Origin of the sequence: Frigidibacter sp. MR17.14 (assembly GCF_037095735.1) — a bacterium.
GTDB lineage: Bacteria > Pseudomonadota > Alphaproteobacteria > Rhodobacterales > Rhodobacteraceae > Frigidibacter.
Genome location: NZ_JBAWKD010000006.1, coordinates 59,969 through 85,505, shown reverse-complemented (window position 1 = coordinate 85,505; position 25,537 = coordinate 59,969). Strand labels below are relative to the sequence as shown.

The following is a 25,537-nucleotide window of genomic DNA, read 5'->3' as shown; positions in this document are numbered from 1 at the left end:
CACGGCCCGAGGGCCCATGGGGCAGCAGGGCAGGGTGGCAGGCGCTGCCCGCGCCCGCGGATCGCGCGAGTTCCCGGTGTCGATCTGCCGATCGATCTTGCGCGCGCGAGCGTGTTCGGGTCGTCGGCGCCAGCCGGAGTATCGCGCGCGACAGGGGAACGGCCCGGTCGTGGCCGGCTGAACCAGGTCCGCCGGACGACTGCACCCATCCGCCATGTTCCGCTATCGCTCAGCGGACCCTGCGGTTGGTCACCGCGTCAAGGCAGCCAAACTTGCCCGGTCTCTCGAGCCTCGCGCGAGGCCGAACCGGAGTTGACTTGTCCCAAGCCGCGACGATACAGCCAACGGCGGTGAGGGCCGTTAGCTCAGCTGGATTAGAGCAGGGAACTTCTAATTCTCAGGTCGGGGGTTCGAGTCCTCCACGGCTCGCCACCTCTCATTCCTGTGCGTCCGAAACTTCATGCTGCGCCAAACACGACGCGTTGGACGAACCAACCGGAAACGTATGGTCGGCTAGCACGTCCGAAGTCGGGCCGAGATGCGGATGAATTGTTTCAAGCCTTCGGCGAGCGCATCGGCTCCCGCGACTCGGATCGGCAGATCGCAGAGGTCCAGACCCGCATCAATCGCCATTGCGCTCGAACCGATGGCGCGACAAGGCGCGTTCATGAAAGTGCAGCACCGCAGAAATCACCGCAGAGGACTGAACGTTGCGCAGGAAAGGAACGGATCGGCCGTCCGCCAATTGGCGCAGGAACGCCATCTTGGGAAGAACATTGGGAGGGGCGAGCCGAAATCGGGAAAGTGTTGGAGGCGGGTACCGGAATCGAACCGGTCTTCACGGATTTGCAATCCGCTGCGTAACCTCTCCGCCAACCCGCCGTCCGCTTGAGGTGAGGGGGATTTAGACCAAGCCGGCCGCCGCCGCAAGGCCCGCCGAGGGGCCCGCGCAGCGGAACCGCCCTTTCCCCCGCGCGCGACCCGATCTAGCTTCGGGCCATGCGCCTCTTTTTCGCCCTGTGCCTTCCTCCGGGTCTCGCCGCGCAGCTGGCCGGGCTTGCCGAAGTGCTTCCCGGCGGCCACGCGCTGGGTGAGGAGGACCTGCACCTGACCCTTCATTTCCTTGGCGAACTCGACGAACCCAGGGCCGAGGAAGCCGCCTGGGCGGCCGAAGCCCTGCAGGCGGGGCCGGTGTGGCTGCGGCTGCAGGGGCTTGGCAGTTACGGAGCGCGGGGCCGGCTGTCGCTGCACGCGGTCGTCGCGCCGGAGCCCGGGCTGCTTGGTCTGCAGGATCGCCTCGGCAGCCGCCTCGCCGGGGCAGGGCTCATCCTGCCCCGCCGCCGCTTCCGCCCGCATATCACCCTGGCGCGCGGGCTGCGGGGCGGGCCGGCGCTCGACCGGATCGTGGCCGCGAACATCGGCCTGTCGCCGCCGCCTGTCGCAGCCCGCAGCTTCGGCCTGTTCCGGTCCTGGCTGCACGCCGACGGCGCGCGCTACGAGCGTCTTCAGGACTATCCGCTGGTTCTGCCGCTTTCCTGAGCATCCACCCGAGCGTCCCGCGCCAAGTGCCGGGGATCGCGGCTTTTTGCTGCGGTGCAGGAACCGTCCGGGGTTTCGCTGGTTCTGACCTTGCATCCCCTCGACATCGAGACGTCATGGACCTGTCAGACCGCCAGAGTTCGCCTGCTGTCGCCGCGCCTACGCGGGTCTGGGGCGCTGTGCCGATCGGCGACAGGCGCTGGCGCTTCGAGCTCTGGGCGCCCGGGCATGACCGGGCCGCGCTGCTGCTGCAGGGCCGCGCCCTGGCGATGATTGCAGACGGGCGGGGCGGGTTCACGCTGGATGCGCCCGCCGAAGCTGGCGACACCTATGCCTTCGACCTTGGCGACGGACCGCGCCCCGACCCGGCCGCACGGGCGCAGGCGGGCGATGTCCATGCGGCCTCGCGCCTTGTCGATACCCGCTTCGACTGGCCCGCGTCCGAGGCGCAATGGCATGGCCGCCCTTGGTCCGAGGCGGTGATCCTCGAGCTGCATCTCGGGCTCTTCACGCCCGAGGGCACTTTCGCCGCCGCGGCGAAGCGCCTGCCGGGACTGGCCGCGCTGGGCATCACCGCGGTCGAGCTGATGCCGGTCGGACAGTTCACCGGCGACCGCGGCTGGGGCTATGACGGCGTGCTGCCCTTTGCCCCGCATCCCGCCTACGGCACGCCCGCCGAGATGGCCGCCTTCGTTGCCGCGGCCCATGCGGTGGGGATCGCCGTGATCCTCGACGTGGTCTACAACCACTTCGGCCCCGATGGCGCCTATCTGCACGAGATCGCGCCCGCCTTCTTCGATGCGGACCGCCACACCCCCTGGGGCGCGGGCATCGCCTTCGAGCGGCCCGAGGTGCGCGACTTCGTGCTGTCGAACGTCGCGATGTGGGTCCGCGACTATCGCATCGACGGGCTGCGCATCGACGCGGCCCACCAGATCGTCGACGCCTCGGCCCGTCACGTGCTGGACGAGGTCGCGCTGACCGCGCGCAGCGCCGGCGGCGGGCGCGAGGTCTGGCTGATCCTCGAGGACGAGCGCAACCTTGCCGGCCTGACCGATCCCCAGGCGGGCGGCTTCGATGCGCAATGGAACGACGACTACCATCACGCGCTGCACTGCCTGCTGACTGGCGAGGACGAGGGCTATTACGCCCCCTTCGCCGTCGATCCGCTGGGGGATCTGATCCGCGCGCTGGCCGAGGGGCAGGTCGACCAGGGCCAGCCGCGCCCAGCGGGCGCCGAGGCGCGGGGCGAACCTTCGGCGCATCTGCCGGTCACCGCCTTCGTCAATGCCAACCAGACCCATGACCAGATCGGCAACCGCGCCCGCGGCGACCGGCTGATCGCACTGGCGGGGGAAGAGGCCGCGCGCACCGCCCATGCGCTGCTGCTGCTCGCCCCCTTCGTGCCGATGCTTTTCATGGGCGAAGAGGCCGGCGAGACCGCGCCCTTCTGCTTCTTCGCCGATTTCCCGGAGCCGCTCGCCTCGGCCACCCGCAAGGGCCGCGCCGCGGAATTCGCGAAATTCAAGGGCTTCGGCGGCGAGGTGCCGGACCCGATCGCGGTCGAGACCTTCGAGATGTCGCGCCCCTATCGCGGCGATCCCGCCCGTGCTGCCGACTGGCTGGCCCTGACGCGCGAGCTGCTGGCGCTCAGGGCACGCGCCATCCTGCCGCTGATCGCCTCGGGCCGCACCGGCGTGCCGGAGGTGCTGGCGACGGGGTCGAAAGCGGTCGAGGCGTGCTGGGACTTCGCCGCTGGCAGCCTGCAGATCCGCGCAAGTCTCGGGACGCCGCCCGAGGCCGCGGTCCCCTGGGACAACTGCGATTTCCGACTTGGACGCTACGGCGCGGACGCTTTCGCGCTCGACTGCCGCATCCGACCCACCCATTCTTGACCAGTGCCGGAGGACCCGATGATCGCCGAAGCCACCGCCAATCCCCGTCTTCCCGCCGCGCTGACCCATGCCACCGCGACCTACCGGCTGCAGCTGCGTGACGGCGTCGACTTCGCCGAAGCCGAGCGCTGGCTGCCCTATCTCGCCGGGCTCGGGGTCAGCCACCTCTATCTCTCGCCGATCTTCACCGCCCAGTCTGGCTCGACCCACGGCTATGACGTGACCCGGCCCGATCAGATCGACCCGGCGCTGGGCGGGCGCGCGGGGTTCGAGCGACTGGCGCGGGCCGCGGCGGGGCAGGGGATCGGCGTGATCCTCGACATCGTGCCGAACCACACCGCCTTCGGGTTCGAGAACCCCTGGCTGCGCGACGTGCTGCGCCACGGGCAGGCCAGCCGCTATGCCGGGCATTTCGACATCGACTGGTCGCGCCCGCTGTTGCTGCCGATGCTGGGCGCACCCCTTGAAACGGTGCTTGAGGACGAGGCGCCCGAGATCGCGGCCGAGGCCGACGGGCCGGTGCTGCGCCTTGCAGGGCTGTCGGTGCCGCTCGCGCCCCAAGGCGGGCCCGGGGACGTGCCGCCCGTGGGTCCTCTCTCTGCCGACACCTTGCGCGACCTGCTGGCCCGCCAGCCCTGGCGGCTGGCGCATTGGGAGATGGAACGCGACGCGATCACCCACCGGCGGTTCTTCAACGTCACCTCGCTGATCGGGATGCGGGTCGAGGACCGGGCGGTGTTCGAGGACATGCATGCGCTGATCTTCGATCTGGTAGGCGCGGGGCTGGTGCAGGGGCTGCGGGTCGATCACATCGACGGGCTCGCCGATCCTGCCGCCTATCTCGAGCGGCTGACGACCCGCCTGCCGGGCTGCCCGGTCTGGGTCGAGAAGATCCTGTCGGGGGACGAGGCGCTGGACCCGGACTGGCCGGTGGCCGGCACCACCGGTTACGAGGCCGGTCGCGCGATCGCGGGGCTGCTGGCAGATCCGGCGGGCGTCGCACGGCTGACCGAGCTGTGGCGGCGCGAGACCGGCGACGAGGGCAGTTTCCACGACGCGCTGATCGCCGCGAAGAACGAGGTGATCCGCCGCGACCTCTCGGCCGAACTTGTGCAGCTCGGCCATCTCGCGCAAGAGGTGGTGACGGCGATGCCGCATCTCGAGGCGGGGCCCGAGGCGCTGCGCGAGGCGGTGCTGGCGCTGCTGCTCGCGGTGCCGCGCTACCGCACCTATTTCGCCGCCGGTCCGGCCCGGGCCGAGGATCTGGCGCTCTGGTCGCAGGTGATGGACGATGCCGCGGCGGGGCTGCGCAGCGACCGGGTGCTGCGGGCGCTGGGCGCGGCGATGGCCGCGGGCGACAGCGCGCAGGCCTGCCGCCTTGCCTGCCGCTTCCAGCAGGTCTCGGGCGCACTGATCGCGAAATCGCTCGAGGACACCGCGGGCTTCCGCCACACCCCCTATCTCGCCGCCAACGAGGTCGGCGCCGAACCCGACGCGCCCTGCCTTTCGACCGAGGCCTTCGCCGCCCTCTGCGCCGAACGTCTGGCGCTCTGGCCGGCGGCGCTGACGCTGACCTCGTCGCATGACACCAAGCGGTCCGAGGATGCACGGATGCGCCTCGTGGCCCTCGGCCACCTGCCCGAGGAATTCTTCGCCCTCTACCGCGGCCTGCGCGCCCGGCCCGAGGCCGAGGGGATCGACCGCGCCACCCTGTGGTATCTGGCGCAAAGCGCCGTCGCGATCTGGGAGGACGGTCGCGGCGACCTTGCGGACCGTCTCGCCGGTCACATGGAAAAGGCGATGCGCGAGGCCAAGCAGGTCACGTTCTGGCCCTATCCCGATGCCGCGGCCGAGGCGCCGGTCCTTGCCTGCGCCCGCGCGCTGATCGCCGACTGGGCCGAAGAGCCGCCGGTGGCGCTTTTGCGGATCGCGGCCCTCGGCGAGACGCTGTCGCTGGCGCAGCTTGCGCTGAAGCTCGCGATGCCGGGTCTGCCCGACCTCTATCGTGGCACCGAGCTTGGCGCCTTCGGCCTCACCGATCCCGACAACCGCCTGCCCGTCGCGCTCGCGGCGCTCGAGGGCCCCAAGCAGGGTCTGGCGCGGGCCAAGTCCCGGCTTCTGGGCCAGATGATGGCGCTGCGCGCGACCCAGCCCGCGACCTTCCTGACCGGCGCCTTCGCCCTGACCGACGACGGCCCCGGCCGCTGGACCCTGCGCCGCGGCGCGGGCCTCGGCGCGATCGAGATCGCGATCGACCTCGCGCACCCGCTCGACGAGGCGATCACCCTCCGGGCCCCGCAGACCGCAATGGCCTGACCCTTTCGCATTGGTCCAAATATCCCGGGGGGGAGGCCCGCAAGGGCCGGGGGGCAGCGCCCCCCGTCTTCCCCGGCCAGTTAAGGACTTCATTCCGCCGCCATTCTGGGGGAAAGATCGCACAGACCCCAACGGCCGGACCGCCCCGATGACCGAGCTTCCTTCGCTGCCCTTCCGCGCCCGCCACCGCCACGGCTTCCTGCGGCTGGCCACCTGCGCGCCCGGAGTCCGGCCTGCCGACGTGCCCTTCAACACCGGCAAGACGCTTGAAGAGTGGCGCCGGGCCGATGCCGCGGGGGCGGACCTGCTGATCTGCCCGGAACTCGGCCTGTCCTCCTACGCCATCGACGACCTCCTGATGCAGGACGCGCTGCTGGCCGCGGTCGAACGCGCCATCGCCACCCTCGCGGCCGAGGGCGCGGGGCTGAAGCCGGTGATCCTCGTGGGCGCACCGCTGCGCCGCGAGGGCCGGCTTTACAACTGCGCCGTGGTGATCGCGCGGGGGCAGGTGCTTGGCGTGGTGCCGAAAAGCTTCCTGCCGAACTACCGCGAGTTCTATGAAAAGCGCTGGTTCGCCCATGGCCGCGACACCACGGGCACGATCCGCCTGAACGGCGCCGACCTGCCCTTCGGCACCAACCTGATCTTCCGCGCCGACGAGCTTCCCGGCTTCGCGCTGCATGTCGAGATCTGCGAGGATTTCTGGGCGCCAGAGCCGCCCTCGACCGCCGCGGCGCTGGCGGGCGCCACGGTGCTGGCCAATCTGTCCGCCTCGAACATCGTCATCGGCAAGGCGGCGGAACGCCACCTGCTCTGCCAGTCGCAGTCGATGCGCGCGGTCGCGGCCTATGCCTATGCCGCCGCCGGGGCGGGGGAAAGCACCACAGATCTCGCCTGGGACGGGCAGGGCGCGATCTACGAACTGGGCGATCTTCTGGCCGAAAGCGCCCGTTTCGCGCGGCCTTCGCCGCAGGCGCTGGCCGATGTCGACCTTGGCCGGATCCTGCAGGAGCGGATGCGCACCGGCACCTTCAACGACGCCGCCACCGCGAAGCCGCGCCCGGGCTTCCGAGAGATCGCCTTTTCGCACCCGCTTTCGCCCGACGAGGGCGCGCTGAAGCGCCCGATCCGACGCTTCCCCTTCGTGCCGGCGCGGGAAAGCCACCTCGACCAGGACTGTTACGAGGCCTTCAACATCCAGGTCGACGGTCTGCGTCGCCGCTTTGAATCGACCGGGCTGAAGACCATGGTGATCGGCGTCTCGGGCGGGCTCGACAGCACCCACGCGCTGATCGTCGCCGCCAAGGTCTGCGACGCGCTGGGCCTGCCGCGCAGCCGCATCCTCGCCTTCACCATGCCGGGCTTCGCCACCGGCGACGAGACCAAGGCGAACGCCTGGGCGCTGATGCGCGCGATGGGGGTGACGGCCGAAGAGCTCGACATCCGCCCCGCCGCCCGCCAGATGCTTGCGGACATGAACCACCCGTTCTCGGACGGCGAACCGGTCTATGACGTGACCTTCGAGAACGTGCAGGCGGGCCTGCGCACCGACTACCTCTTCCGCCTCGCCAACCAGCGCGAGGGCTTCGTGATCGGCACCGGCGACCTGTCGGAACTGGCGCTGGGCTGGTGCACCTACGGCGTCGGCGACCAGATGAGCCATTACGCCGTGAACGCGGGCGTGCCGAAGACGCTGATCCAGTATCTGATCCGCTGGACCGTCCGCGCGGGCGAGGTCGACCCTTCGACCGGCGAGGTGCTCGAGGCGATCCTGAACACCGAGATCTCGCCCGAGCTGGTCCCGGGCGAGGCGCTGCAATCCACGGAATCGAAGATCGGCCCCTATGCGCTGCACGATTTCTTCCTGTGGCACGTGCTGCGGCAGGGGATGGGTCCGGCGAAGATCGCCTATCTGGCCGAGCAGGCCTGGGGCGAGGGCGGCATCGGCGCCTGGCCTGCGAATTTTCCGCAAGCGAAGAAGCAGGCCTACGAGCTGCCCGAGATCCGCAAGTGGCTGGGCGTGTTCCTGAACCGCTTCTTCGGCTTCTCGCAGTTCAAGCGTTCGGCTATCCCGAACGGTCCCAAGGTCTCGGCCGGCGGATCGCTGTCTCCGCGCGGCGACTGGCGCGCGCCCTCGGATTCCGTCGCGCGCGTCTGGCTGGACGAGCTGGCGACGGTGCCCGAGCGTTAGGTCCCGTCCAGCCGCTCGACCCGGCGCAGGTCGGGGAAGATCCGCATCCAGATCAGCACCACCGCGATGGTGCCGATCCCGCCGATCACCCCGGTCGCGACCGGGCCGATCAGCCCGGCGAGCATCCCGCTTTCGAACTCGCCCAGCTGGTTCGAGGTGCCGATGAACAGCGAATTGACGGCGTTCACCCGCCCGCGCATGTCGTCGGGCGTCATGATCTGCACAAGCGATGAGCGCACGACGACGCTGATCGTGTCCGAGGCGCCGACGACCAGCAGCGCCGCGATCGACAGCGCCACGTTGGTCGAAAGCGCGAAGAGGATCGTCGCCAGCCCGAAGATGCCCACCGCGATGAACATCTTGCGCCCCGCGCGGGACGTGATCGGGTTGCGGGCCAGCCAGAACGACATCAGCAGCGCCCCCGTCGCCGGGGCCGCGCGCAAGAGGCCCAGCCCGATCGGGCCGGCCTTCAGGATGTCGCTGGCGAAGATCGGCAACAGCGCCGTCGCGCCCCCCAGCAGCACCGCGAAGAGGTCGAGCGAGATCGTGCCAAGGATCGCCGGGCGCGAGCGGATGAAGGCGACGCCTGCAAAGACCGAGGCCAGCGTGACCGGCGGCCGCGCAGTGGGCTTGGTCACCAGCCGGATGCTGACGATGTTCGCCCCCGCGATCAGGAACAGCAGGGTGGCCACGCAGAAGGGCACCACCTCGCCGAAGCCGTAAAGGATGCCGCCCAGCGACGGCCCGACGATCAGCGCGGTCTGCATGAACGAGGTCGAGGTGGCGATGGCGCGCTGGATCATCGAGGGGCCGACGATCCCGGGCAGAAGCGAGGCCATGGTCGGCCGCTCGAAGGCCTGCGCGGCGCCCAGCACCGTCACCGCGGCAAGGATCAGCGTGGGCGTGATCGCGCCGTGCCAGACCAGAAAGCCAAGGCCAGCGACGGTCGCGGCCTCGATCCACTGGCAGACCAGCCCGATGCGGCGGCGGTCGAAGCGGTCGGCGACGGTGCCCACGGCGAAGGTCAGAAGCAGCATCGGCAGGAACTGGAACAGCCCGACCAGCCCCAGCATGTAGGCCGACTGGGTACGGTCATACATCATCCAGCCAAGCGCCACCGCGATCGACTGGAAGCTGAGCGACGAGCAGGTGCGCGAGGCGATGAAGTTCAGGTAGTTGCGGTTGTGCAGGACGCGCGGGTCGATCTCGGGCTGGGGCAGGGGGCGGCCCTCGTCGGCGGCGCTGCGCACACCGGCTTCGGCTTTCGGATCGGACATCGGCGCGACTTTCGCAGGGGGCGTTCGGGTGGGGGCGGTTCGCAAGGCGGCGGGCGGTGCAGGGCAGGGAACGCGGGCGCCGGCAAGGCCGTTCGGGGCTGTGCCGGGCGGGCCGGCAGGGCAGAGCGGTCCGGCGGGCGGGCGCGGGACATGGGCCCCCGCTAGCGCCGCGCGGGGATCGTTGTCAATGCAGCAAACTTCGCGGCGCGCCCCGACGTTGCGCGCAGGCCGCGGCGCTGCTGCGATGCAAGAAAGCGGATTGCACCGGGGGCCGGTTTCGGGGTCAAAATCCGAAGTGAACGAATTGCCGGCGCAGACCGGACAACGACAGGGACACTGCCATGTTTCGGAACCTCGCCCATGTGGGCCTTCTGTTTGCCTCGGTCTCTGCCGCGCCGCTGATGGCGCAGGCCGAGCCGGTGAAGATCGGCGTGCTGGTCACGCTGTCCGGCCCGCCGGCGGTGCTGGGCGAGCATGCCCGCGACGGTGCGCTGCTGGCGGCCAAGGCGCTGGGCAACAAGGTGGGCGGGCTCGACGCCGAGATCATCGTCGTCGATGCCGAGGGCAAGCCCGATGTCGCCGCCCAGAAGGCGCGCGAGCTGGTCGAGGCGCAGGGCGCCGATTTCGTGATCGGCCCGATCTTCTCGAACGTGATGGGTGCGATCGCGGGCCCGGTGACCTCGGCAGGCGCGTTCCTGCTGTCGCCGAACGCCGGCCCCTCGACCTTCGCGGGCAAGGACTGCAACGAGAACATCTTCGTCGTGAGCTACCAGAACGACCAGATGCCGAAGGTGCTGGCCGAGTCGATGAACAAGCAGGGCGTCGCGAACGCCTTCATCATGGCGCCGAACTATCAGGCCGGGAAGGACAGCCTCAACGGCTTCAAGCAGCAGTTCAAGGGCGAGGTCGCGGGCGAGCTTTACGTGCCGCTTGGCCAGCTCGACTTCTCGGCCGAGCTTGCGCAGGTCGCGGCCACCCAGCCCGCGGCGGTCTATGCCTTCATGCCGGGCGGCATGGGCGTGAATCTCGTGAAGCAATGGGCGCAGGCGGGGCTGTCGAACATCCCGCTGATGTCGGCCTTCACCGTCGACGAGACCACGCTGCCGGCCGAGAAGGACGCGGCGCTGGGGATGCTGACCGGCTCGAACTGGGCGCCCGATCTCGACGCGCCGGGCAACGCCGAGTTCGTGAAGGCCTTCGAAGATGCCTACGGCCGCGTGCCCTCGCTTTACGCCGTCGGCGGCTATGACGCGATGATGCTGATCGACAGCGCGGTGAAGACGGTGGGCAACACCGAGGACAAGGCCGCGCTGCGCGCCGCCCTCAAGGCCGCTGAGTTCCAGAGCCTGCGCGGCAAGTTCGCCTTCTCGTCGAACCACTTCCCGATTCAGGATTTCTACCTGACCAAGGCGGTGAAGCGCGACGACGGCGTCTTCCAGACCTCGGTGGTGGAAAAGGTCTTCGCCGACTATGCGGATGCCTATGTCGGCGAATGCCCGATGAAGTGACCGGCGGGGCTTCGGCCCCCCGTATTTTCGAATGACCAGCCTTTTCCTTCTTCAGCTTCTGAACGGCGCACAGTTCGGGATCCTGCTCTTCCTCGTGGCGGCCGGCCTGACGCTGGTCTTCGGGATCATGGACTTCATCAACCTCGCCCACGGCGTGCTCTACATGGTGGGCGCCTATCTGATGGCGATGTTCGCGGCCCTGACCGGCAGCTTCTGGCTGGGCCTCGCGCTCAGCCTGCCCGCCACGCTGGCGCTGGGCCTCGTGCTCGAGGTGACGGTGTTCCGCAAGCTTTACGACCGGCCGCATCTCGACCAGGTGCTGGCGACCTTCGGGCTGGTGCTGATGCTGTCCGAGGGCGTGAAGATCCTCTGGGGCGCCGCCCCCCTCAGCGTGGCGATGCCCGAGGCGCTCTCGGCCTCGATCCCGCTGATCGGGCCGATGCGCTACCCGGTCTACCGCGTGGCGGTGATCGTCGCGGGGCTGGTGGTGGCGGCGGGGCTGTGGTGGCTGATCGCGCGCACCCGCGCAGGCATGCTGCTGCGCGCCGGCGCCTCGAACCGGGCGATGGTCTCGGCGCTGGGCGTCGACATCGGGCGGCTGTTCCTGGTGGTCTTCGCCTTCGGGGCGATGCTGGCGGGCTTCGCGGGCGCGCTCGTGTCGCCGATCCTGTCGGTCGATCCGGGGATGGGCGACCAGATCCTGATCCTGACCTTCGTGGTGATCGTCATCGGCGGCGTCGGCTCGATCCGCGGCGCCTTCGTCGGCGCGCTGCTGGTGGGGATCATCGACACCGTCGGGCGGATCTTCGGGCCGATCTGGCTGAAGGCGATCATGGACCCCGCCGCCGCCGCGCAGGCCGGGCGCACGCTGGCACCGATGCTGGTCTACCTGCTGATGGCCGCGGTCCTGTCCTGGCGCCCCGCCGGGCTTTTCGGCAAGGCGGTCGTGAAATGAGCGTGCTCTCTTCGCTTCAGCGCCGGCCCGAGCCCAGCCTGCAGGCGGCCTTCGCGCTGTTTGCGCTGATGGCCCTGCTGCCGCCGGTGGTCGTCTCGCTCGGCGACCCCTTCCTGATCGTGGTCGGCACGCGGATGCTGGTCTTCGCCATTGCCGCGCTCTCGCTCGACCTGATCCTGGGCTACGGCGCGCTGGTCAGCTTCGGCCATGCCGCCTATCTCGGGCTGGGCGCCTATGCGGTGGGCGTGATGATGCGCTGGGGGATCGACGACCTGATCCTGCAGATCCTCGCGGCGCTGGCCGTGGCGCTGCCCTTCGCCGCGGTCACCGGCGCGATCTCGCTGCGCACCCGCGGCATCTACTTCATCATGATCACGCTGGCCTTCGGGCAGATGGCCTATTTCTTCTTCGTCTCGCTCTCTTCGCTGGGCGGCGACGACGGCATGGCGCTCGATCACCGCTCGACGCTGCTGGGCGCCCCGGTGATGGCCAGCGATGCGGGGCTCTACTACACCACCCTCGTGGTGCTGATCCTGACCTTCGTCGGCCTGTGGACGGTGACCCGCTCGCGCTTCGGGCGGGTGCTGGTCGGCACCCGCGAAAGCGCGCTGCGCATGCAGGCCATCGGCTTCCGGCCCTTGCCCTACCAGCTTGCGGCCTACCTGATCTCTGCCGGGACCTGCGCCGTGGCCGGTGTCTTTCTTGCCAATCAGGCGCTCTACGTCTCGCCCGCCTACATGAGCTGGCAGCGCTCGGGCGAGCTGATCGTCATGGTGATCCTCGGCGGCATCGGCAACCTTGCGGGCGCGATCGCCGGCGCGCTGGTCACCATCGGTCTGGAAGAGGGGCTCGCGCGGTTCTCGGATCACTGGCGGCTCGGTTTCGGGCTGATCCTCGTGCTGGTCGTCCTCTATTCGCCGGGCGGCGTCACCGGGCTGATCCGCCGTCTGACCGGAAGGACCGGGGCATGAGCGGGCCGCTTCTTGCCGTCCACGACCTGCGCAAGGCCTATGGCGCGCTTCAGGTCACCAATGGCGTCTCCTTCACCGTGCAGGAAGGCCAGCTGCACGCGATCATCGGCCCGAACGGCGCCGGCAAGACCACGCTCGTCGCCCAGCTGTCGGGCCAGCTGCGCCCGGATGCGGGGCGCGTCGAATACGCCGGGCAGGACGTGACGCGGCTCGACATGCCCGCGCGGGTCGGGCGCGGCCTCGCGCGCAGTTTCCAGATCACCACGCTCTTGCCGGGCATGACCGCGCTCGACAATGTCGCGCTGGCGGTGCAGGCGCGCGCGGGCTCGTCCTTCCGGTTCTTCCGTCCCGCAGCCTCCGACCGCGCGATCACCGCCGAGGCGATGGACGCGCTGTCGGAAGTGGGCCTCGACGACCGCGCCTATCGGCTGGCCGGCGCGCTGAGCCATGGCGAGCGGCGGCAGCTCGAACTGGCCGTCGCGCTGGCCACCCGCCCGCGCCTGCTGCTCTTGGACGAGCCTCTGGCCGGCACCGCGGGCGAAGAGGCAGAGCGGCTCATTGCCCTGATCGGCCGGATGAAGCGGCGCCTGACCATGGTGCTGATCGAGCATGACATGACGGCGGTCTTCGCGCTGGCCGACTGGATCTCTGTCCTCGTCTACGGCGAGATCATCGCCGGCGGCACGCCCGCGCAGGTCCGCGCCAACCCGAAGGTGCGCGCGGCCTACCTTGGCGAGGACGCGGCATGAGCCTGCTGTCGGTCGAAGGCCTTCAGGCCGGTTACGGCGCGGCGCGGGTGCTGTTCGGGCTCGACTTCGCGGTGGGGCAGGGCGAGGCAGTGACGCTTCTGGGCCGCAACGGCATGGGCAAGACCACGACACTGCGGGCGGTCTTCGGACTGATCCCGGTGACGGCGGGGCGGGTGCTGCTGAACGGGCAGGACATGACCCGGGCCGCGCCGCATCTGCGCGCGAAGGCGGGGCTGGGGCTGGTGCCCGAGGGACGCCAGATCTTCCCGACGCTGACGGTCGAGGAAAACCTGCTGGCCACCGCGCGCCCCGGCCGCTGGGATCTGGCCGCGGTCCATGCGCTGTTCCCGCGTCTGGCCGAGCGGCGGCGCAACATGGGCGACCAGCTGTCGGGGGGCGAACAGCAGATGTTGGCCATCGGCCGCGCGCTGATGACCAACCCGCGGCTGATCGTCCTCGACGAGGCGACCGAGGGGCTGGCGCCGCTGATCCGCGACGAGATCTGGGCCTGTCTCGCGCGGCTGAAGGCCGAGGGCGAGGCGATCCTCGTCATCGACAAGAACGTCGACGCGCTGGCCCGCTTCGCCGACCGCCACGTGGTGATCGAGCGCGGCCGCGTCGTCTGGACCGGGACCACGGCCGCGCTGATGGCCACGCCCGCGGTGAAGGAACGCTATCTGAATGTCTGACTGGACCCTGACCGCCGTCGCCGACTGGAGCGATCTCTACGACAACGCCGGCAACATCCCGAAGGGCGAGCGCTGGCCCGGCCTCTGGGTCGAGCCCGCGGCGGCCGCGCGCGCGGCGCTCTCGTCTGCGGGGCGGGCGCGGCTTGGCCTGCGCTACGGCCCGGCAGAGCGCAACCGCTTCGACCTCTTCCTGCCCGAAGGCGCGGCGAAGGGGCTGGTCGTGTATGTCCACGGCGGGTTCTGGATGGGGCTTGATGAAAGCTTCTGGTCGCATCTGGCGGCGGGGCCGCTGGCGCATGGCTGGGCGGTGGCGATGCCGGCCTACACGCTGGCCCCGACGATCCGCATCGCCGGCATCACCCGCGAGATCGGCGCGGCCATCGCCGCCGCCGCGGCCGAGGTGGCGGGCCCGATCCGGCTGACCGGCCATTCGGCGGGGGGGCATCTGGTCACCCGGATGCTCTGCGAGGATGCGCCGCTGCCCGGCGACGTCGCCGCGCGGATCGCGATGACCGTCTCGATCTCGGGCCTGCACGATCTGCGCCCCTTGCGCCGGATCGGGCGCAACGCGACGCTGGCCATCGACGCGGCCGAGGCGCTGGCCGAAAGCCCGGTGCTGCTGACCCCGCGCGAGGGCGCGCGGCTGATCGGATGGGCGGGGCAGCGCGAGACCTCGGAATTCCTGCGCCAGAACCGTATCCTGCCAGAGGTCTGGCGCGGGCTCGGCGCGGCGACGGCGTTCGTGGAAGAGCCGGACCGCAACCATTTCACCGTCGTGGACGGGCTGGCCGATCCGGCCCACCCGCTGACCCGCGCGCTTCTGGAGGTCTGAGACCTTGCCCCACACGCCCCCCGACAGCCGCCGCCCGGCGCTTCGCACCATCGCCATGCCCGCCGACATGAACCTGTCGGGCAATGTCTTCGGCGGCTGGATCATGGCGCAGATGGACATGGCCGCCGGCGCCACCGCCGGCGCGGTCGCGCGCGGCTCGACCTCGACCGTCGCGGTCGAGGCGATGAGCTTCATCCGCCCCGTGAAGGTCGGCGACGAAGTGACGGTTTATACGGAAGTCTTGAAGATCGGCACATCCTCGATCCGCATCGCGGTCGAGGTCTGGTGCCGCAAGCGCATCGAGACCGAGGCCGCCAAGGTGACCGAGGGCGTCTTCACCTTCGTCGCCATCGACGAGAACGGCCGCCCGCGCCCTGTCCCCCGCGACTGATCGGCGACTGATCCGCGATCACTCGACCGGCGGGTTCTGGGCGACATGGGCCAGCAGCCCGTGGCCGCCATGCTCGATATCCACCCGCATCGCCTCGCGCGCGCTGTCGGGGTCGCGCTCACGCAGCGCACGGATCAGCCGCAGATGCGGATGCGGGTCCCAGTCCTCGGGCACGCCCGCGTCATAGAGGTGGCTCAGGATCGGGCCGCAGCGCACCCATAGGTTCTCGACGATCTCGAAGGTGATCGGCAGTCCGCCCAGCCGGCAGAGGTCGAGGTGGAAGCGGGTGTTCAGCTCGACCGCCGTGCCCCAGGCCTGCTGGCCGTGGGCGGAAAGGATCTGGTCATGGATCGCCTCGAGCGCCGCGATCTCGTCCACCGTCGCCCGCTCTGCCGCCGCCGCCGCGGCCTTGCCCTCCAGATCGACCCGGATCGCGCGGATCTCGAGCAGCTGGTCAAGCGTCAGCTGCGGCACCATCACCGTGCCGCGCGCGTCCAGCGCCAGCGCCTTTTCGACCACCAGCCGCAGCAGCGCCTCGCGCATCGGGGTCGGGCTGATCCCGAATCGGGCCGCCACCGGGCGCAGCCGCAACCGCTCTCCGGGCCGCAGCTGGCCACGCATCAGCGCGTCGCGCAGCGACAGATAGGCCCGGTCGCTCAGGTTCTCGCGCTGAAGGGGCTGCGCCCAATCCTCTGGTTCCGCGACGTATTTTGCAGGGCTCGACATCTGTCTTGACTCAACTTGCGAAGGGTGTGAGCGTTGTAATTACAAATTACACCTTACCCGCCCCAGCGCAACCCGGTTGCGACACCGGCGGGAAGGACGACCCCGCTTGGGAGGGCGGGGTAAGGGAGGATCACCGCCGATGCTTGCCTTGCGCAAGACGCAGCCCGCTTTCGGAGCGGAGCTGGTCGATATTGCCTTGCCCGACCGCGGCACGCCCGGCCCGGGCGAGGCGCGGGTCAGGGTCGCCGCCGCGGGCATCTGCGGGTCGGACCTGCATGCCTTCGAATGGACCCCGGGCTATGAATTCATGGAGCGGCTGCTGCCGGTCACCTTCGGCCACGAATTCGCCGGCACCATCGAGGCGCTGGGCGAGGGCGTCGAGGGGCTGGAGCCCGGCGACCGCGTCACTTGCTGGCCGACGCTGACCTGCGGCGACTGTCCGGGCTGCCGGTCGGGCGCGCCGCTGTGCTGCGAGAACCGCCGCATCGTCGGGCTGCATCGCGACGGCGGCTTCGCGGCCCGGGTCACGGTGCCGGCGCGGGTGCTGCGGCGGCTGCCCGAGGGGCTCGACCTCGGGCTGGCCGCGCTGACCGAGCCGCTTGCGGTCGCGGTCCATGCCGTCGACACCGCCGACATCGCGCCCGGGGACCGGGTGGCGGTGCTGGGGCCGGGCCCGATCGGGCTGGCCGCGGCCTTCGTCGCCGCGCGCCGCGGGGCGAAGGTGATGGTGGCGGGGTTCGAGGACGCACCGCGCCTGGCGGTGGCCCGGACGATGGGCGCGGCCCATGTCGCGGATCTGGCCGAAGCGCCGCTGGCCAATGCGGTGCAGGCCGCCTTCGGCAGCCGCATCGACAGGGTGATCGAGGCGACGGGCGTCGCGTCTTCGGTCGAGGACGGCCTGGCGGTGCTGCGCCCGGGCGGGATCCTTGTCGCCGCGGGCATCCATGCCCGGCCGGTCAGCCTCGATCTGACGCGGCTGGTGCGCGAGAAGAAGCAGCTGCGCGGCGCCCATGACACGACCGAGGCCGCCTTTGCCGCGGCGATGGCGCTGCTGGTGGCCGAGGGCGCGACCCTTGGCGCGCTGGTCACGCACCGGCTGCCGCTTGGCCGCGCGCTCGAGGCGATGGCGCTCGCGCGCAGCCGGCAGGCGGTGAAGGTGATGCTGACCCCAGACGAGGAGATCCGGTGATGACCGAGACCCGCGCCGTGATCGCCGAGGGGGCCGGCGGCCCCGAGGTGCTGAAGATCGTCCGCCGCACGCTGCCCGCGCCGGGGCCCGGCCAGATGCTGGTCCGCGTAGCCGCCGCCGGGGTAAACCGCCCCGACGTGATGCAGCGGCAGGGCAACTACCCGCCGCCCCCCGGCGCGGGCGACGTGCTGGGGCTGGAACTGGCCGGCATCGTCGAGGCGCTGGGCCCGGGCGTCACCGCCTTCGCCCCGGGCGACCGGGTGATGGCGCTGGTCGCCGCCGGCGCCTATGCCGAGCGCGCCATCGTCGAGGCCGATGTCTGCCTGCCGGTGCCCGAGGGCGTGACGCTGGCCGAGGCCGGCGCGCTGCCCGAGACATGGTTCACCGTCTGGTCGAACGTCTTCCAGCGGGCGGGGCTGAGGCCCGGCGAGACGCTGCTGATCCACGGCGGCACCTCGGGCATCGGCACCACCGCGATCCAGCTGGCCAAGGCGCTGGGCTCGACCGTGATCGTCACCTGCGGCAGCGCCGAGAAGTGCCGCGCGGCGCTGGCGGTCGGCGCGGATCACGCCATCGACTACCGCGCCGAGGATTTCGTCGCCGCTGCCCGCGACATCACGGGGGGCGCCGGGCCCGAGGTGATCCTCGACATGGTCGGCGGGCCCTACATGCAGCGCAATCTCGACCTGATCGCGCCCGACGGGCGGATCGCGCAGATCGCCTTCCAGCAGGGCAGCCGGGCCGAGCTGGACATGGGGCCGCTCTTGTTCAAGCGCGTGACGCTGACCGGCTCGACCCTGCGCGCGCGGCCGGTGCCGATGAAGGCCGCGCTGGCCCGCGACCTTGCGGAACGCGCGCTGCCGCTGCTGGCCGCGGGCAAGGCGCGGCCGCTGATCGACAGCACCTTTCCCTTCGACGACGTGGCCCGCGCCCATGCCCGCATGGATGGCGGGGACCATGTCGGAAAGATCGTCCTGACCATGACCGAGGAGGCCGGGGCCTGAGCGCGCCCGGGAGGAACCCATGTCCGTGACCCAGCTGAAGACCGCGCGAACGCAATCGAACCTGACCTGCGCCCATGTGATGGCCGCGGCCCTTGCCCGCCACGGCGTGACCGAGATCTTCGGCCAGTCGCTGCCCTCGGCGCTGTTCCTGGCCGCGCCGGATTACGGCATCCGCCAGATCGGCTACCGCACCGAGAATGCCGGCGCCGCCATGGCCGATGCCTATGCGCGGATCTCGGGGCAGGTGCCGGTGGTGACGGCGCAGAACGGCCCGGCGGCGACGCTGCTGGTGCCGGGCCTGGCCGAGGCGCTGAAGGCCTCGATCCCGGTCGTCGCGATCGTGCAGGACGTGGCGCGGCCCTTCACCGACCGCAACGCCTTCCAGGAGATGGATCACTTCGCTCTGTTCGGCGGCTGCGCCAAGTGGATCCGCCGGGTCAGCGATTCGGCGCGGATCGACGATTACGTCGACATGGCCTTCACCGCTGCGGCTTCGGGGCGGCCGGGGCCGGCGGTGCTGATGGTGCCGCTCGACCTGCTGGACGAACGACCCGACCTGATCCCGGCCGAGGGGCGGCGGGCGGCCGATCTGGGCCGCTATCCGCTGGACCGCACCGCGGCCGATCCGGCGCGGGTGGCCGAGGCGGCGGCGCTGCTGGCGCAGGCCCGGGCCCCGGTGGTGATCGCGGGCGGCGGCGTGAACAGCTCGCGCGCCTGGGACGAGCTGGCGGCGCTGCAGGCGCTGGGCCTGCCGGTCGCGACTACTGTGATGGGCAAGGGCGCGGTCGACGAGACCGACCCGCTGTCGCTGGGCGTGGTGGGCTATTTCATGGCGCCGGGCGGACGCTCGTCGCATCAGCGCGAGCTGGTGACCGGCGCCGACGTGGTGCTGCTGGTGGGCAACCGCACCAACCAGAACGGCACCGACAGCTGGCAGCTCTACCCGCGCTCGGCCCGCTACATCCATATCGACATCGACGGGGCCGAGATCGGCCGCAACTACGAGGCGCTGCGCCTGCAGGGCGATGCCAAGCTGACGCTGGCGGCGCTGGCGGCGGCGCTGAAGGGGCAGGACCTGACGGCGATGGCCGCCCGGCGCGAGGGGCTGGCGGCGCGGATCGCCGCGGGGCGGGCGGCGCATGGTGAGGACATGGCGCGGCTCTACGACCTCGACGCAGCACCCTGCCGGCCGGAACGGCTGATGCTGGACATCGACAGCGTCCTGACGCCCGAGGCGATCGTGGTGGCCGACGCCTCCTATTCCTCAATCTGGGTCGCGAATTTCCTGACCGCGCGCCGGGCGGGCCAGCGCTTCCTGACGCCGCGGGGCCTTGCCGGGCTGGGCTGGGGCCTGCCCTTCGCGCTGGGCGCCAAGGCCGCGCGGCCCGATGCGCCGGTGATCTGCGTCTCGGGCGACGGCGGCTTCGGCCATGTCTGGGCCGAGATGGAGACCGCCAAGCGCATGAAGCTGCCGATCGTGCTGGTGGTGCTGAACAACCAGATCCTCGGCTACCAGAAACATGCCGAGCTGAGCCTGTTCGGCGCCCATACCGACGTCGTGCATTTCCAGCCGGTCGACCATGCCGCCATCGCGCGGGCCGTCGGCTGCCGGGGTGTGCGCGTCGAGCGGCCGGCAGAATTCCTGCCCGCGCTGACCGCCGCGCTGGCGGAACCGACGCTGACCGTGCTCGACGTCGTCACCGACGAGCGGGCGCATCCGCCGATCACCTCCTTCGAGGGGAAAGAGGCGCTGGACTACTGACGAGGGCCGGCACCCCGCGCGGGGAGGCGCGGGCACCGGGACGATCGCTGCGAAACAGGGAGGAACCTATGAGGTTTGCAGCCTATCTGACGACGACCGCGCTGGTCGCGGGCCTCGCGGCCACCGCCGCGACTGCCGATGTGAAACTGGGCGAGCTCTACCCGTTCTCGGGCGGGCTCGCGCTGCTGGGCGAGGAAAGCGCCCGCGGGCTCGAGATCGCGGTCGATCAGGTCAATGCCGCGGGCGGCCTGCAGGGCGAGAAGATCGTGCTGGTGAAGGGCGACGCGGTCGACAACAACCAGGCCATCGGCGAGGCGCGCCGGCTGATCTCGCTCGAGGGGGTGAAGGCGGTCTTCGGCACCTATTCCTCGTCGCGCTCGATCGCGGCCAGCCAGGTGGCCGAGCTTGCGGGCGTGCCCTATTTCGAACTGGGCGCGGTCGCCGACGAGGTGACCGGCCGCGGCCTGCAATATGTCTTCCGCACCAACCCGACTGCGGACGACATGGCGAAGATGATCGTGCAGATGATCACCGACAAGATCGCCCCCGGCCTTGGCGTCGCGCCGGGTGATCTGAAGATCGGCATCATCCACGAGGATTCGAGCTATGGCACCTCGGTCGCCGCGCATCAGGAAGAGTATGGCAAGGCCGCGGGCCTGACGATCGTCGCCGACAGCGCCTATCCGGCCAACACCGTCGACATGTCCTCGCTGGTGCTCGACCTCAAGAGCCGCGGCGCCGACGTGGTGCTGCAGACCTCGTACCAGAACGACTCGGTGCTGTTCCTGCAGCAGGCGAACGAGGCCGGCTACCAGCCGAAGGCGATCATCGGCGGCGGCGGCGGCTATTCGCTGACCCCCACGATGGAGGCGGTGGGCGCCGAGCTGATGAACGGCGTCTTCGACGTCGACTTTACCCAATACGCGGTCAACACCGAGTTCACCCCCGGCCTGACCGAGTTCGTCGCGGCCTACAAGGCCAAGTTCGGCGGCGAGCCGCGCTCGGGCCATTCGCTGAACAATTACGTCGGCGCGCTGGCGATCCTGCAGGCGATGAACGCGGCCAAGGACTTCGAGCCCGACACCATCGTCGAGGCGGTGACGGCCATCGACGTGGCCGACGGCACCACCGCGGCGGGTTACGGCATCAAGTTCGGCAAGAACAACCAGAACGAACGCGCCGCGATGGCCGGGATGCAGTGGCAGGACGGCAAGCTGGTGACCGTCTTCCCGGATGCCGCCGCGGTGTCCGAGATGATCTTCGCCAAGCCTTCGAACTGACCCGTCCCGAACCCGGCCGGTGCGGAGCCCCCGCGCCGGCCTTCGGCTGCTGCGAGGTGTCATGCAGACCTTTTTCCAGATCGTGCTGAACGGGCTGATGCTCGGCGGGATCTTCGCCATCATCTCGGTGGGGCTCACGCTGATCTTCGGCATCGTCAAGGTGGTGAACTTCGCCCATGGCGAGTTCCTGATGGTGGGGATGTACGCCACCTGGCTGCTGACGACGAAGATGGGCCTTCACCCCTATGTCACCGTGGCCGGCGTCGTGCCGCTGCTGTTCCTGCTGGGGGTGCTGACCCAGCGCTTCCTGATCCAGCCGCTGATGGCCGCGCGCGACGACCACGTGCAGATCTTCGCCACGGTCGGCCTGTCGACCGCGCTGATGAACCTCGCGCTGATGGTCTTCGGCGCCGACATCGCCAACACCCCGGCCCATGGGCTGCGCGCGCCGATCGAGGCGGGGCCGGTCCGGATGCTGACCGGGCAGCTCTGGATCCTCGTCGCCGCGGTGGCGCTGGTGATCGGCCTGCGCGCCTTCCTCGCCCGCACCAACACCGGCCGCGCGATCCGGGCCGTCGCCCAGAACCGGGCCGCCGCGAAGCTGATGGGGATCAACGTCGACGCGATCTACATGCTGACCTTCGGCATCGGCGCGGCCTGCGTCGGGCTGGGCTCGGCGCTGATCGCGCCGCTCTATCCGACCTCGCCCACCATCGGCACCTACTTCGTGCTGACCGCCTTCGTGGTGGTCGTGCTTGGCGGGCTCGGCTCGATCACCGGCGCCTTCGCGGGGGCGATGGTCATCGGCCTGCTCGACGCGCTCTCGGGCTTCTACATCGGCTCGGACGTGCGCGAGGCGGTGGTGTTCGGGGTGTTCCTGCTGATCCTCATCCTCCGGCCCTCGGGCCTCTTCGGGACGCGGGCCGTGCTCGCGCATGTGTCATGACCGACAGCTCTCTTCCCGCCAGCCGCATCGCCCGGGCCGAGGCCGCCGCCAGCCGCCGCACCACCTGGGGCGCCTGGGGCCTCGTCGCGGTGCTGGCCGCGCTGCTGATCGTGCCGCTGGCGATCGACGACGCCTTCGTCACCCATGTCTTCGTCACGATCTGCCTGTTCGCCGGTCTCTCGACCGCCTGGAACATCGTCGGCGGCTATGCCGGGCAGCTTTCGCTGGGCCATTCGATCTTCTACGGCATCGGCGGCTATGTCGGCGTGATCCTGATGAGCCACGGCATCTCGCCCTGGGTCGGGATGTTCGCGGGCGCGGCCGTGGCTGCGGTGGTCGCTGTCGTCATCTCGTGGCCCTGCTTCCGCCTGCACGGGCCGTTCTTCGCGCTGGCGACAATCGCGTTTCTCGAGGTGTTCCGCGTGCTGGCGCTGCATTTCCGCGACCTCACCGGCGGCGCGACCGGGCTGATGATCCCGCTGAAGATCGGCTGGGAATGGATGGTCTTCCGCGAGAAGTGGCCCGCGCTGCTGATCGCCTTCGGGATGCTGCTGGTCTGCCTTGCGGTGGCCTGGGCGATCCGCTCGCGCCGGCTGGGCTTCTACCTTGTCGCCACGCGCGAACGCGAAAGCGCGGCGAAGGCGGCGGGGGTGCGCACGGTGCGGGTGCGGCTAATGGCGGTCGCGGCCTCGGCGGCGCTGACGGCAATGCTGGGCACCTTCCACGCGATGTACCTGACCTTCATCGAGCCCGCGGCGATGTTCTCGCTGCAGAACTCGATCCAGATCGCGATGTTCGCGCTGATCGGCGGCATCGGCACGGTCTTCGGCCCGCTGCTGGGCGCGGTGCTCCTGGTGCCGATCTCGGAACTGGCGCGCGGGGCGCTGGGCGCGCAGGCGATCGGTCTGCACGGCTTCGTCTATGGCGCGGTGCTGATGGGTGTCGTGCTGTTCATGCCGAACGGGATCATGGGCGTGCTCGACCGCCTGCTGCATCCCGAACGCGCGGTGAAACCCGGCGAGACCGAGGCCGTCGCCGCGCGCCCCGCGGCGGCCACGCGCCCGCCGATCGGGGACGAGGTGATGCGGGTCGAAGGGCTGCAGAAGCATTTCGGCGGCCTGCATGTCACCAACGACGTGGGCTTCACCCTGCGCGAGGGCGAGATCCTGGGCGTGATCGGCCCGAACGGCGCCGGCAAGACCACGGTCTTCAACATGATCTCGGGCTTCCTGAAGCCGGACGGCGGGCGGGTCCTGCTGCGCGGGCCGGACGGCGGCTGGCAGGAACCCTCGAGCCCCGCCGATTTCGCCAGCCTCGGCCTCGGGCGGACCTTCCAGATCGTGCAGCCCTTCGCGGCGATGACCGTCGAGGAAAACATCATGGTCGGCGCCTTCTGGCGCCACGGCGAGGTGAAGGCGGCGCGCGAGGCCGCGCGCGAGGTCGCCCATGCGATGGGCCTCGCGCCCTATCTGCATTCGGAGGCGCGCGGGCTGACCATCGGCGGGCTCAAGCGGCTCGAGGTGGCGCGGGTCATGGCGATGCAGCCGAAGATCCTGCTGCTGGACGAGGTGATGGCCGGCATCAACCAGACCGACGTGCGCCGCGCCATCGACCTGATGAAGTCGATCCGCGACACCGGCGTCAGCATCGTCGCGATCGAGCATGTGATGCAGGCGGTGATGTCGCTGTCGGACCGCGTGATCGTCATCAACTCGGGCCGGATCATCGCGCAGGGGCCGCCGCAGGAGGTGGTGCGCGACCCGCAGGTGATCGAGGCCTATCTCGGCAAGGAGTTCAGCCATGCTCAGGCTTGAGGGGATCGACGCGGGCTATGGCGCGACCACGATCCTGCACGGCGTCTCGCTCGAGGTGCGGCAGGGCGAGGTGGTGACCATCGTCGGCGCGAACGGCGCGGGCAAGACCACCACGCTGCGCACCATCGCGGGGTTGCTCACGCCCTCGGCCGGCAGCATCAGCTTCGAGGGGCAGGACATCACCCGCCTCTCGGCGCATGAGACGGTCGAGCTGGGCATCACCCTGATCCCCGAGGGGCGCCAGCTTTTCCCCGACATGACGGTGGAAGAGAACCTGCGGATGGGCGCCTACCGACGGGGGGCGCGCGGGCAGACCGAGCAGACGCTGGAAGAGGTGCTGGCGCTGTTTCCGCGGCTGAAGGAACGGCTGGGTCAGCAGGCCTCGTCGATGTCGGGGGGCGAGCAGCAGATGGCGGCGATCGCGCGCGGCATGATGGCCCGCCCGCGGCTTCTGATGTTCGACGAACCCTCGCTTGGCCTTGCGCCGATCATCGTCGCGCAGGTCTTCGAGGTGATCGAGCGGATCGTGGCCACCGGCGCCACGGTCCTGATCGTCGAGCAGAACGTCTTCCACACGCTGAAGGCCGCCGACCGCGGCTATGTCCTTGAAAACGGCGAGATCGTGATCGCCGACGATGCCGCGGCGCTTCTGCGCAACGACCATGTGCGGCAGGCCTACCTGGGGATCTGAATGATGACGGAACGAGAGATCAACCCGGCCGCGATGGCCGGGCGCGCCAGCCACGCCGGGCGCCGGGTGCTGGTGACCGGGGCCGCGCGCGGCATCGGCGCGGCGCTGGCGCAGGCCTTCGCCGCGCGCGGCGCGGTGGTGGGTGTCTGCGACCTGTCGGCCGAGGATGTCGACCGCGCCGTCACCGCGATCCGCGAGGCGGGCGGGCAGGCGGTGGCGCTGGCCTGCGACGTGTCGGATTACGGCGCCCTTGACCGCGCGCTGGCCGCGGCGGGGGGCGATTTCGACACGGTGGTGAACAACGCCGGCATCTCACCCAAGCACGCGGGCCGCGCGCACAAGGTCTGGGAGATGGACCCCGCGGAATGGCGCCGGGTGGTCGACGTGAACCTGACCGGCACCTTCAACACGATCCGCGCGCTGACGCCCGCGATGTGCGCCGCGCGCCGCGGCTGGATCGTCAACACCTCGTCGGTCGCGGGCAAGACCTACTCGCCCATCGTCGCCTGCCACTACGCCGCCACCAAGTCGGCGATCATCGGCTTCACCAAGCATCTGGCGGCGGAACTCGGCCCCTTCGGGATCCGGGTGAACGCGCTGGCGCCGGGCCGGATCTCGACGCCGATGGTCAACGGCGTCGCGCGCGAGGTGAACGACGCGCAGGTCGCGCTCACGCCGATGGGGCGGCTGGGCGAGCCGGCAGAGGTCGCCGATGTCGCCCTTTGGCTTACTTCGCCCGAGGCAAGCTTCGTCACTGCCCAGACCATTGATGTCGCGGGCGGTTACATGATGACCTGAGGCAGGACGATGGA

Annotated in this window: 22 protein-coding genes and 2 tRNA genes; 20 read left to right on the top strand and 4 right to left on the bottom strand. The window is 70.3% G+C overall.

The window, feature by feature from the left end; all coding sequences use genetic code 11:
• The first annotated feature begins 354 nt into the window (after nt 1-354).
• Nucleotides 355-432: transfer RNA gene (locus V8J36_RS15740), tRNA-Arg, on the top strand.
• A gap of 190 nt (nt 433-622) precedes the next feature.
• On the opposite strand, the gene V8J36_RS15735 is transcribed toward V8J36_RS15740, so the two are convergent.
• Both V8J36_RS15735 and V8J36_RS15730 read right to left on the bottom strand, forming a co-directional pair.
• Nucleotides 623-763 (bottom strand): hypothetical protein, encoded by a 141-nt coding sequence (locus V8J36_RS15735; protein ID WP_336468265.1) that lies wholly within the window; start codon nt 761-763, stop codon nt 623-625.
• A gap of 45 nt (nt 764-808) precedes the next feature.
• Nucleotides 809-882, bottom strand: a tRNA-Cys gene (locus V8J36_RS15730).
• Between the two features lie 117 nt (nt 883-999).
• On the opposite strand from V8J36_RS15730, the gene thpR reads away from it, so the two are divergent.
• The 4 genes from thpR to V8J36_RS15710 all read left to right on the top strand — a co-directional run bounded on the left by thpR (nt 1,000) and on the right by V8J36_RS15710 (nt 7,941).
• Nucleotides 1,000-1,539, top strand: a complete 540-nt coding sequence (thpR, locus tag V8J36_RS15725) for an RNA 2',3'-cyclic phosphodiesterase (RefSeq protein ID WP_336468264.1) — start codon at nt 1,000-1,002, stop codon at nt 1,537-1,539.
• Between the two features lie 116 nt (nt 1,540-1,655).
• Nucleotides 1,656-3,434, top strand: a complete 1,779-nt coding sequence (gene treZ, locus V8J36_RS15720) for a malto-oligosyltrehalose trehalohydrolase (protein ID WP_336468263.1) — start codon at nt 1,656-1,658, stop codon at nt 3,432-3,434.
• Nucleotides 3,435-3,452: 18 nt separating this feature from the next.
• Nucleotides 3,453-5,750 carry a malto-oligosyltrehalose synthase gene (treY, locus tag V8J36_RS15715; RefSeq protein ID WP_336468262.1) on the top strand — a complete coding sequence of 766 codons (2,298 nt, stop codon included), beginning with the start codon at nt 3,453-3,455 and terminating at the stop codon, nt 5,748-5,750.
• Between the two features lie 148 nt (nt 5,751-5,898).
• On the top strand, nt 5,899-7,941 hold the full coding sequence (locus tag V8J36_RS15710; protein ID WP_336468261.1) for an NAD(+) synthase: 2,043 nt from the start codon (nt 5,899-5,901) through the stop codon (nt 7,939-7,941).
• Here V8J36_RS15710 and V8J36_RS15705 read toward each other — a convergent pair.
• Nucleotides 7,938-9,218 (bottom strand): MFS transporter, encoded by a 1,281-nt coding sequence (locus V8J36_RS15705; protein ID WP_336468260.1) that lies wholly within the window; start codon nt 9,216-9,218, stop codon nt 7,938-7,940. The two genes, V8J36_RS15710 and V8J36_RS15705, sit on opposite strands and share 4 nt — an antisense overlap.
• Nucleotides 9,219-9,559: 341 nt before the next feature.
• Between V8J36_RS15705 and V8J36_RS15700 the strand changes: the two genes are divergently transcribed.
• Genes V8J36_RS15700 through V8J36_RS15670 form a run of 7 tightly spaced genes read left to right on the top strand, consistent with a single transcriptional unit; the run spans nt 9,560 to nt 15,313 of the window.
• Complete coding sequence (locus V8J36_RS15700) at nt 9,560-10,726, top strand: ABC transporter substrate-binding protein (protein WP_336468259.1); 1,167 nt, start codon at nt 9,560-9,562, stop codon at nt 10,724-10,726.
• Between the two features lie 31 nt (nt 10,727-10,757).
• On the top strand, nt 10,758-11,681 hold the full coding sequence (locus V8J36_RS15695; protein WP_336468258.1) for a branched-chain amino acid ABC transporter permease: 924 nt from the start codon (nt 10,758-10,760) through the stop codon (nt 11,679-11,681).
• The gene (locus V8J36_RS15690; RefSeq protein WP_336468257.1) at nt 11,678-12,652 is read left to right on the top strand and encodes a branched-chain amino acid ABC transporter permease; all 975 of its coding nucleotides are present in this window, start codon (nt 11,678-11,680) and stop codon (nt 12,650-12,652) included. The genes V8J36_RS15695 and V8J36_RS15690 overlap by 4 nt, the downstream gene beginning before the upstream one ends.
• Nucleotides 12,649-13,401: an ABC transporter ATP-binding protein gene (locus V8J36_RS15685; RefSeq protein ID WP_336468256.1), complete on the top strand. Its 753-nt coding sequence runs from the start codon at nt 12,649-12,651 to the stop codon at nt 13,399-13,401. The genes V8J36_RS15690 and V8J36_RS15685 overlap by 4 nt, the downstream gene beginning before the upstream one ends.
• Nucleotides 13,398-14,090 carry an ABC transporter ATP-binding protein gene (locus V8J36_RS15680; RefSeq protein WP_336468255.1) on the top strand — a complete coding sequence of 231 codons (693 nt, stop codon included), beginning with the start codon at nt 13,398-13,400 and terminating at the stop codon, nt 14,088-14,090. Before V8J36_RS15685 ends, V8J36_RS15680 begins: the two co-directional genes overlap by 4 nt.
• Complete coding sequence (locus V8J36_RS15675) at nt 14,083-14,922, top strand: alpha/beta hydrolase (protein WP_336468254.1); 840 nt, start codon at nt 14,083-14,085, stop codon at nt 14,920-14,922. The genes V8J36_RS15680 and V8J36_RS15675 overlap by 8 nt, the downstream gene beginning before the upstream one ends.
• Before the next feature lie 4 nt (nt 14,923-14,926).
• Complete coding sequence (locus tag V8J36_RS15670) at nt 14,927-15,313, top strand: acyl-CoA thioesterase (protein ID WP_336468253.1); 387 nt, start codon at nt 14,927-14,929, stop codon at nt 15,311-15,313.
• An 18-nt stretch (nt 15,314-15,331) separates the two neighbouring features.
• Here V8J36_RS15670 and V8J36_RS15665 read toward each other — a convergent pair whose 3' ends face one another.
• Nucleotides 15,332-16,039 (bottom strand): GntR family transcriptional regulator, encoded by a 708-nt coding sequence (locus tag V8J36_RS15665; RefSeq protein WP_336468252.1) that lies wholly within the window; start codon nt 16,037-16,039, stop codon nt 15,332-15,334.
• Nucleotides 16,040-16,178: 139 nt separating this feature from the next.
• Between V8J36_RS15665 and V8J36_RS15660 the strand changes: the two genes are divergently transcribed.
• The 8 genes from V8J36_RS15660 (at nt 16,179) to fabG (ending at nt 25,523) form a co-directional block, all read left to right on the top strand.
• Complete coding sequence (locus V8J36_RS15660; RefSeq protein WP_336468251.1) at nt 16,179-17,228, top strand: zinc-dependent alcohol dehydrogenase; 1,050 nt, start codon at nt 16,179-16,181, stop codon at nt 17,226-17,228.
• The gene (locus tag V8J36_RS15655; protein ID WP_336468250.1) at nt 17,228-18,232 is read left to right on the top strand and encodes an NAD(P)H-quinone oxidoreductase; all 1,005 of its coding nucleotides are present in this window, start codon (nt 17,228-17,230) and stop codon (nt 18,230-18,232) included. The genes V8J36_RS15660 and V8J36_RS15655 overlap by 1 nt, the downstream gene beginning before the upstream one ends.
• Nucleotides 18,233-18,251: 19 nt before the next feature.
• On the top strand, nt 18,252-19,994 hold the full coding sequence (locus V8J36_RS15650) for an acetolactate synthase catalytic subunit (RefSeq protein WP_336468249.1): 1,743 nt from the start codon (nt 18,252-18,254) through the stop codon (nt 19,992-19,994).
• A gap of 68 nt (nt 19,995-20,062) precedes the next feature.
• Nucleotides 20,063-21,274, top strand: coding sequence for an ABC transporter substrate-binding protein (locus V8J36_RS15645; RefSeq protein WP_336468248.1), 1,212 nt, complete (start codon nt 20,063-20,065; stop codon nt 21,272-21,274).
• A 61-nt stretch (nt 21,275-21,335) separates the two neighbouring features.
• A complete protein-coding gene (locus V8J36_RS15640) occupies nt 21,336-22,220 on the top strand; it encodes a branched-chain amino acid ABC transporter permease (RefSeq protein WP_336468247.1) in 885 nt (294 codons plus the stop codon).
• Entirely contained in the window at nt 22,217-24,034 is a 1,818-nt protein-coding gene (locus V8J36_RS15635; RefSeq protein ID WP_336468246.1) for a branched-chain amino acid ABC transporter ATP-binding protein/permease, read from the top strand. The genes V8J36_RS15640 and V8J36_RS15635 overlap by 4 nt, the downstream gene beginning before the upstream one ends.
• Entirely contained in the window at nt 24,021-24,725 is a 705-nt protein-coding gene (locus V8J36_RS15630; protein ID WP_336468245.1) for an ABC transporter ATP-binding protein, read from the top strand. The genes V8J36_RS15635 and V8J36_RS15630 overlap by 14 nt, the downstream gene beginning before the upstream one ends.
• A 3-nt stretch (nt 24,726-24,728) precedes the next feature.
• The gene (gene fabG / locus V8J36_RS15625) at nt 24,729-25,523 is read left to right on the top strand and encodes a 3-oxoacyl-ACP reductase FabG (protein ID WP_336468244.1); all 795 of its coding nucleotides are present in this window, start codon (nt 24,729-24,731) and stop codon (nt 25,521-25,523) included.
• The last annotated feature ends 14 nt before the right edge of the window (nt 25,524-25,537 follow it).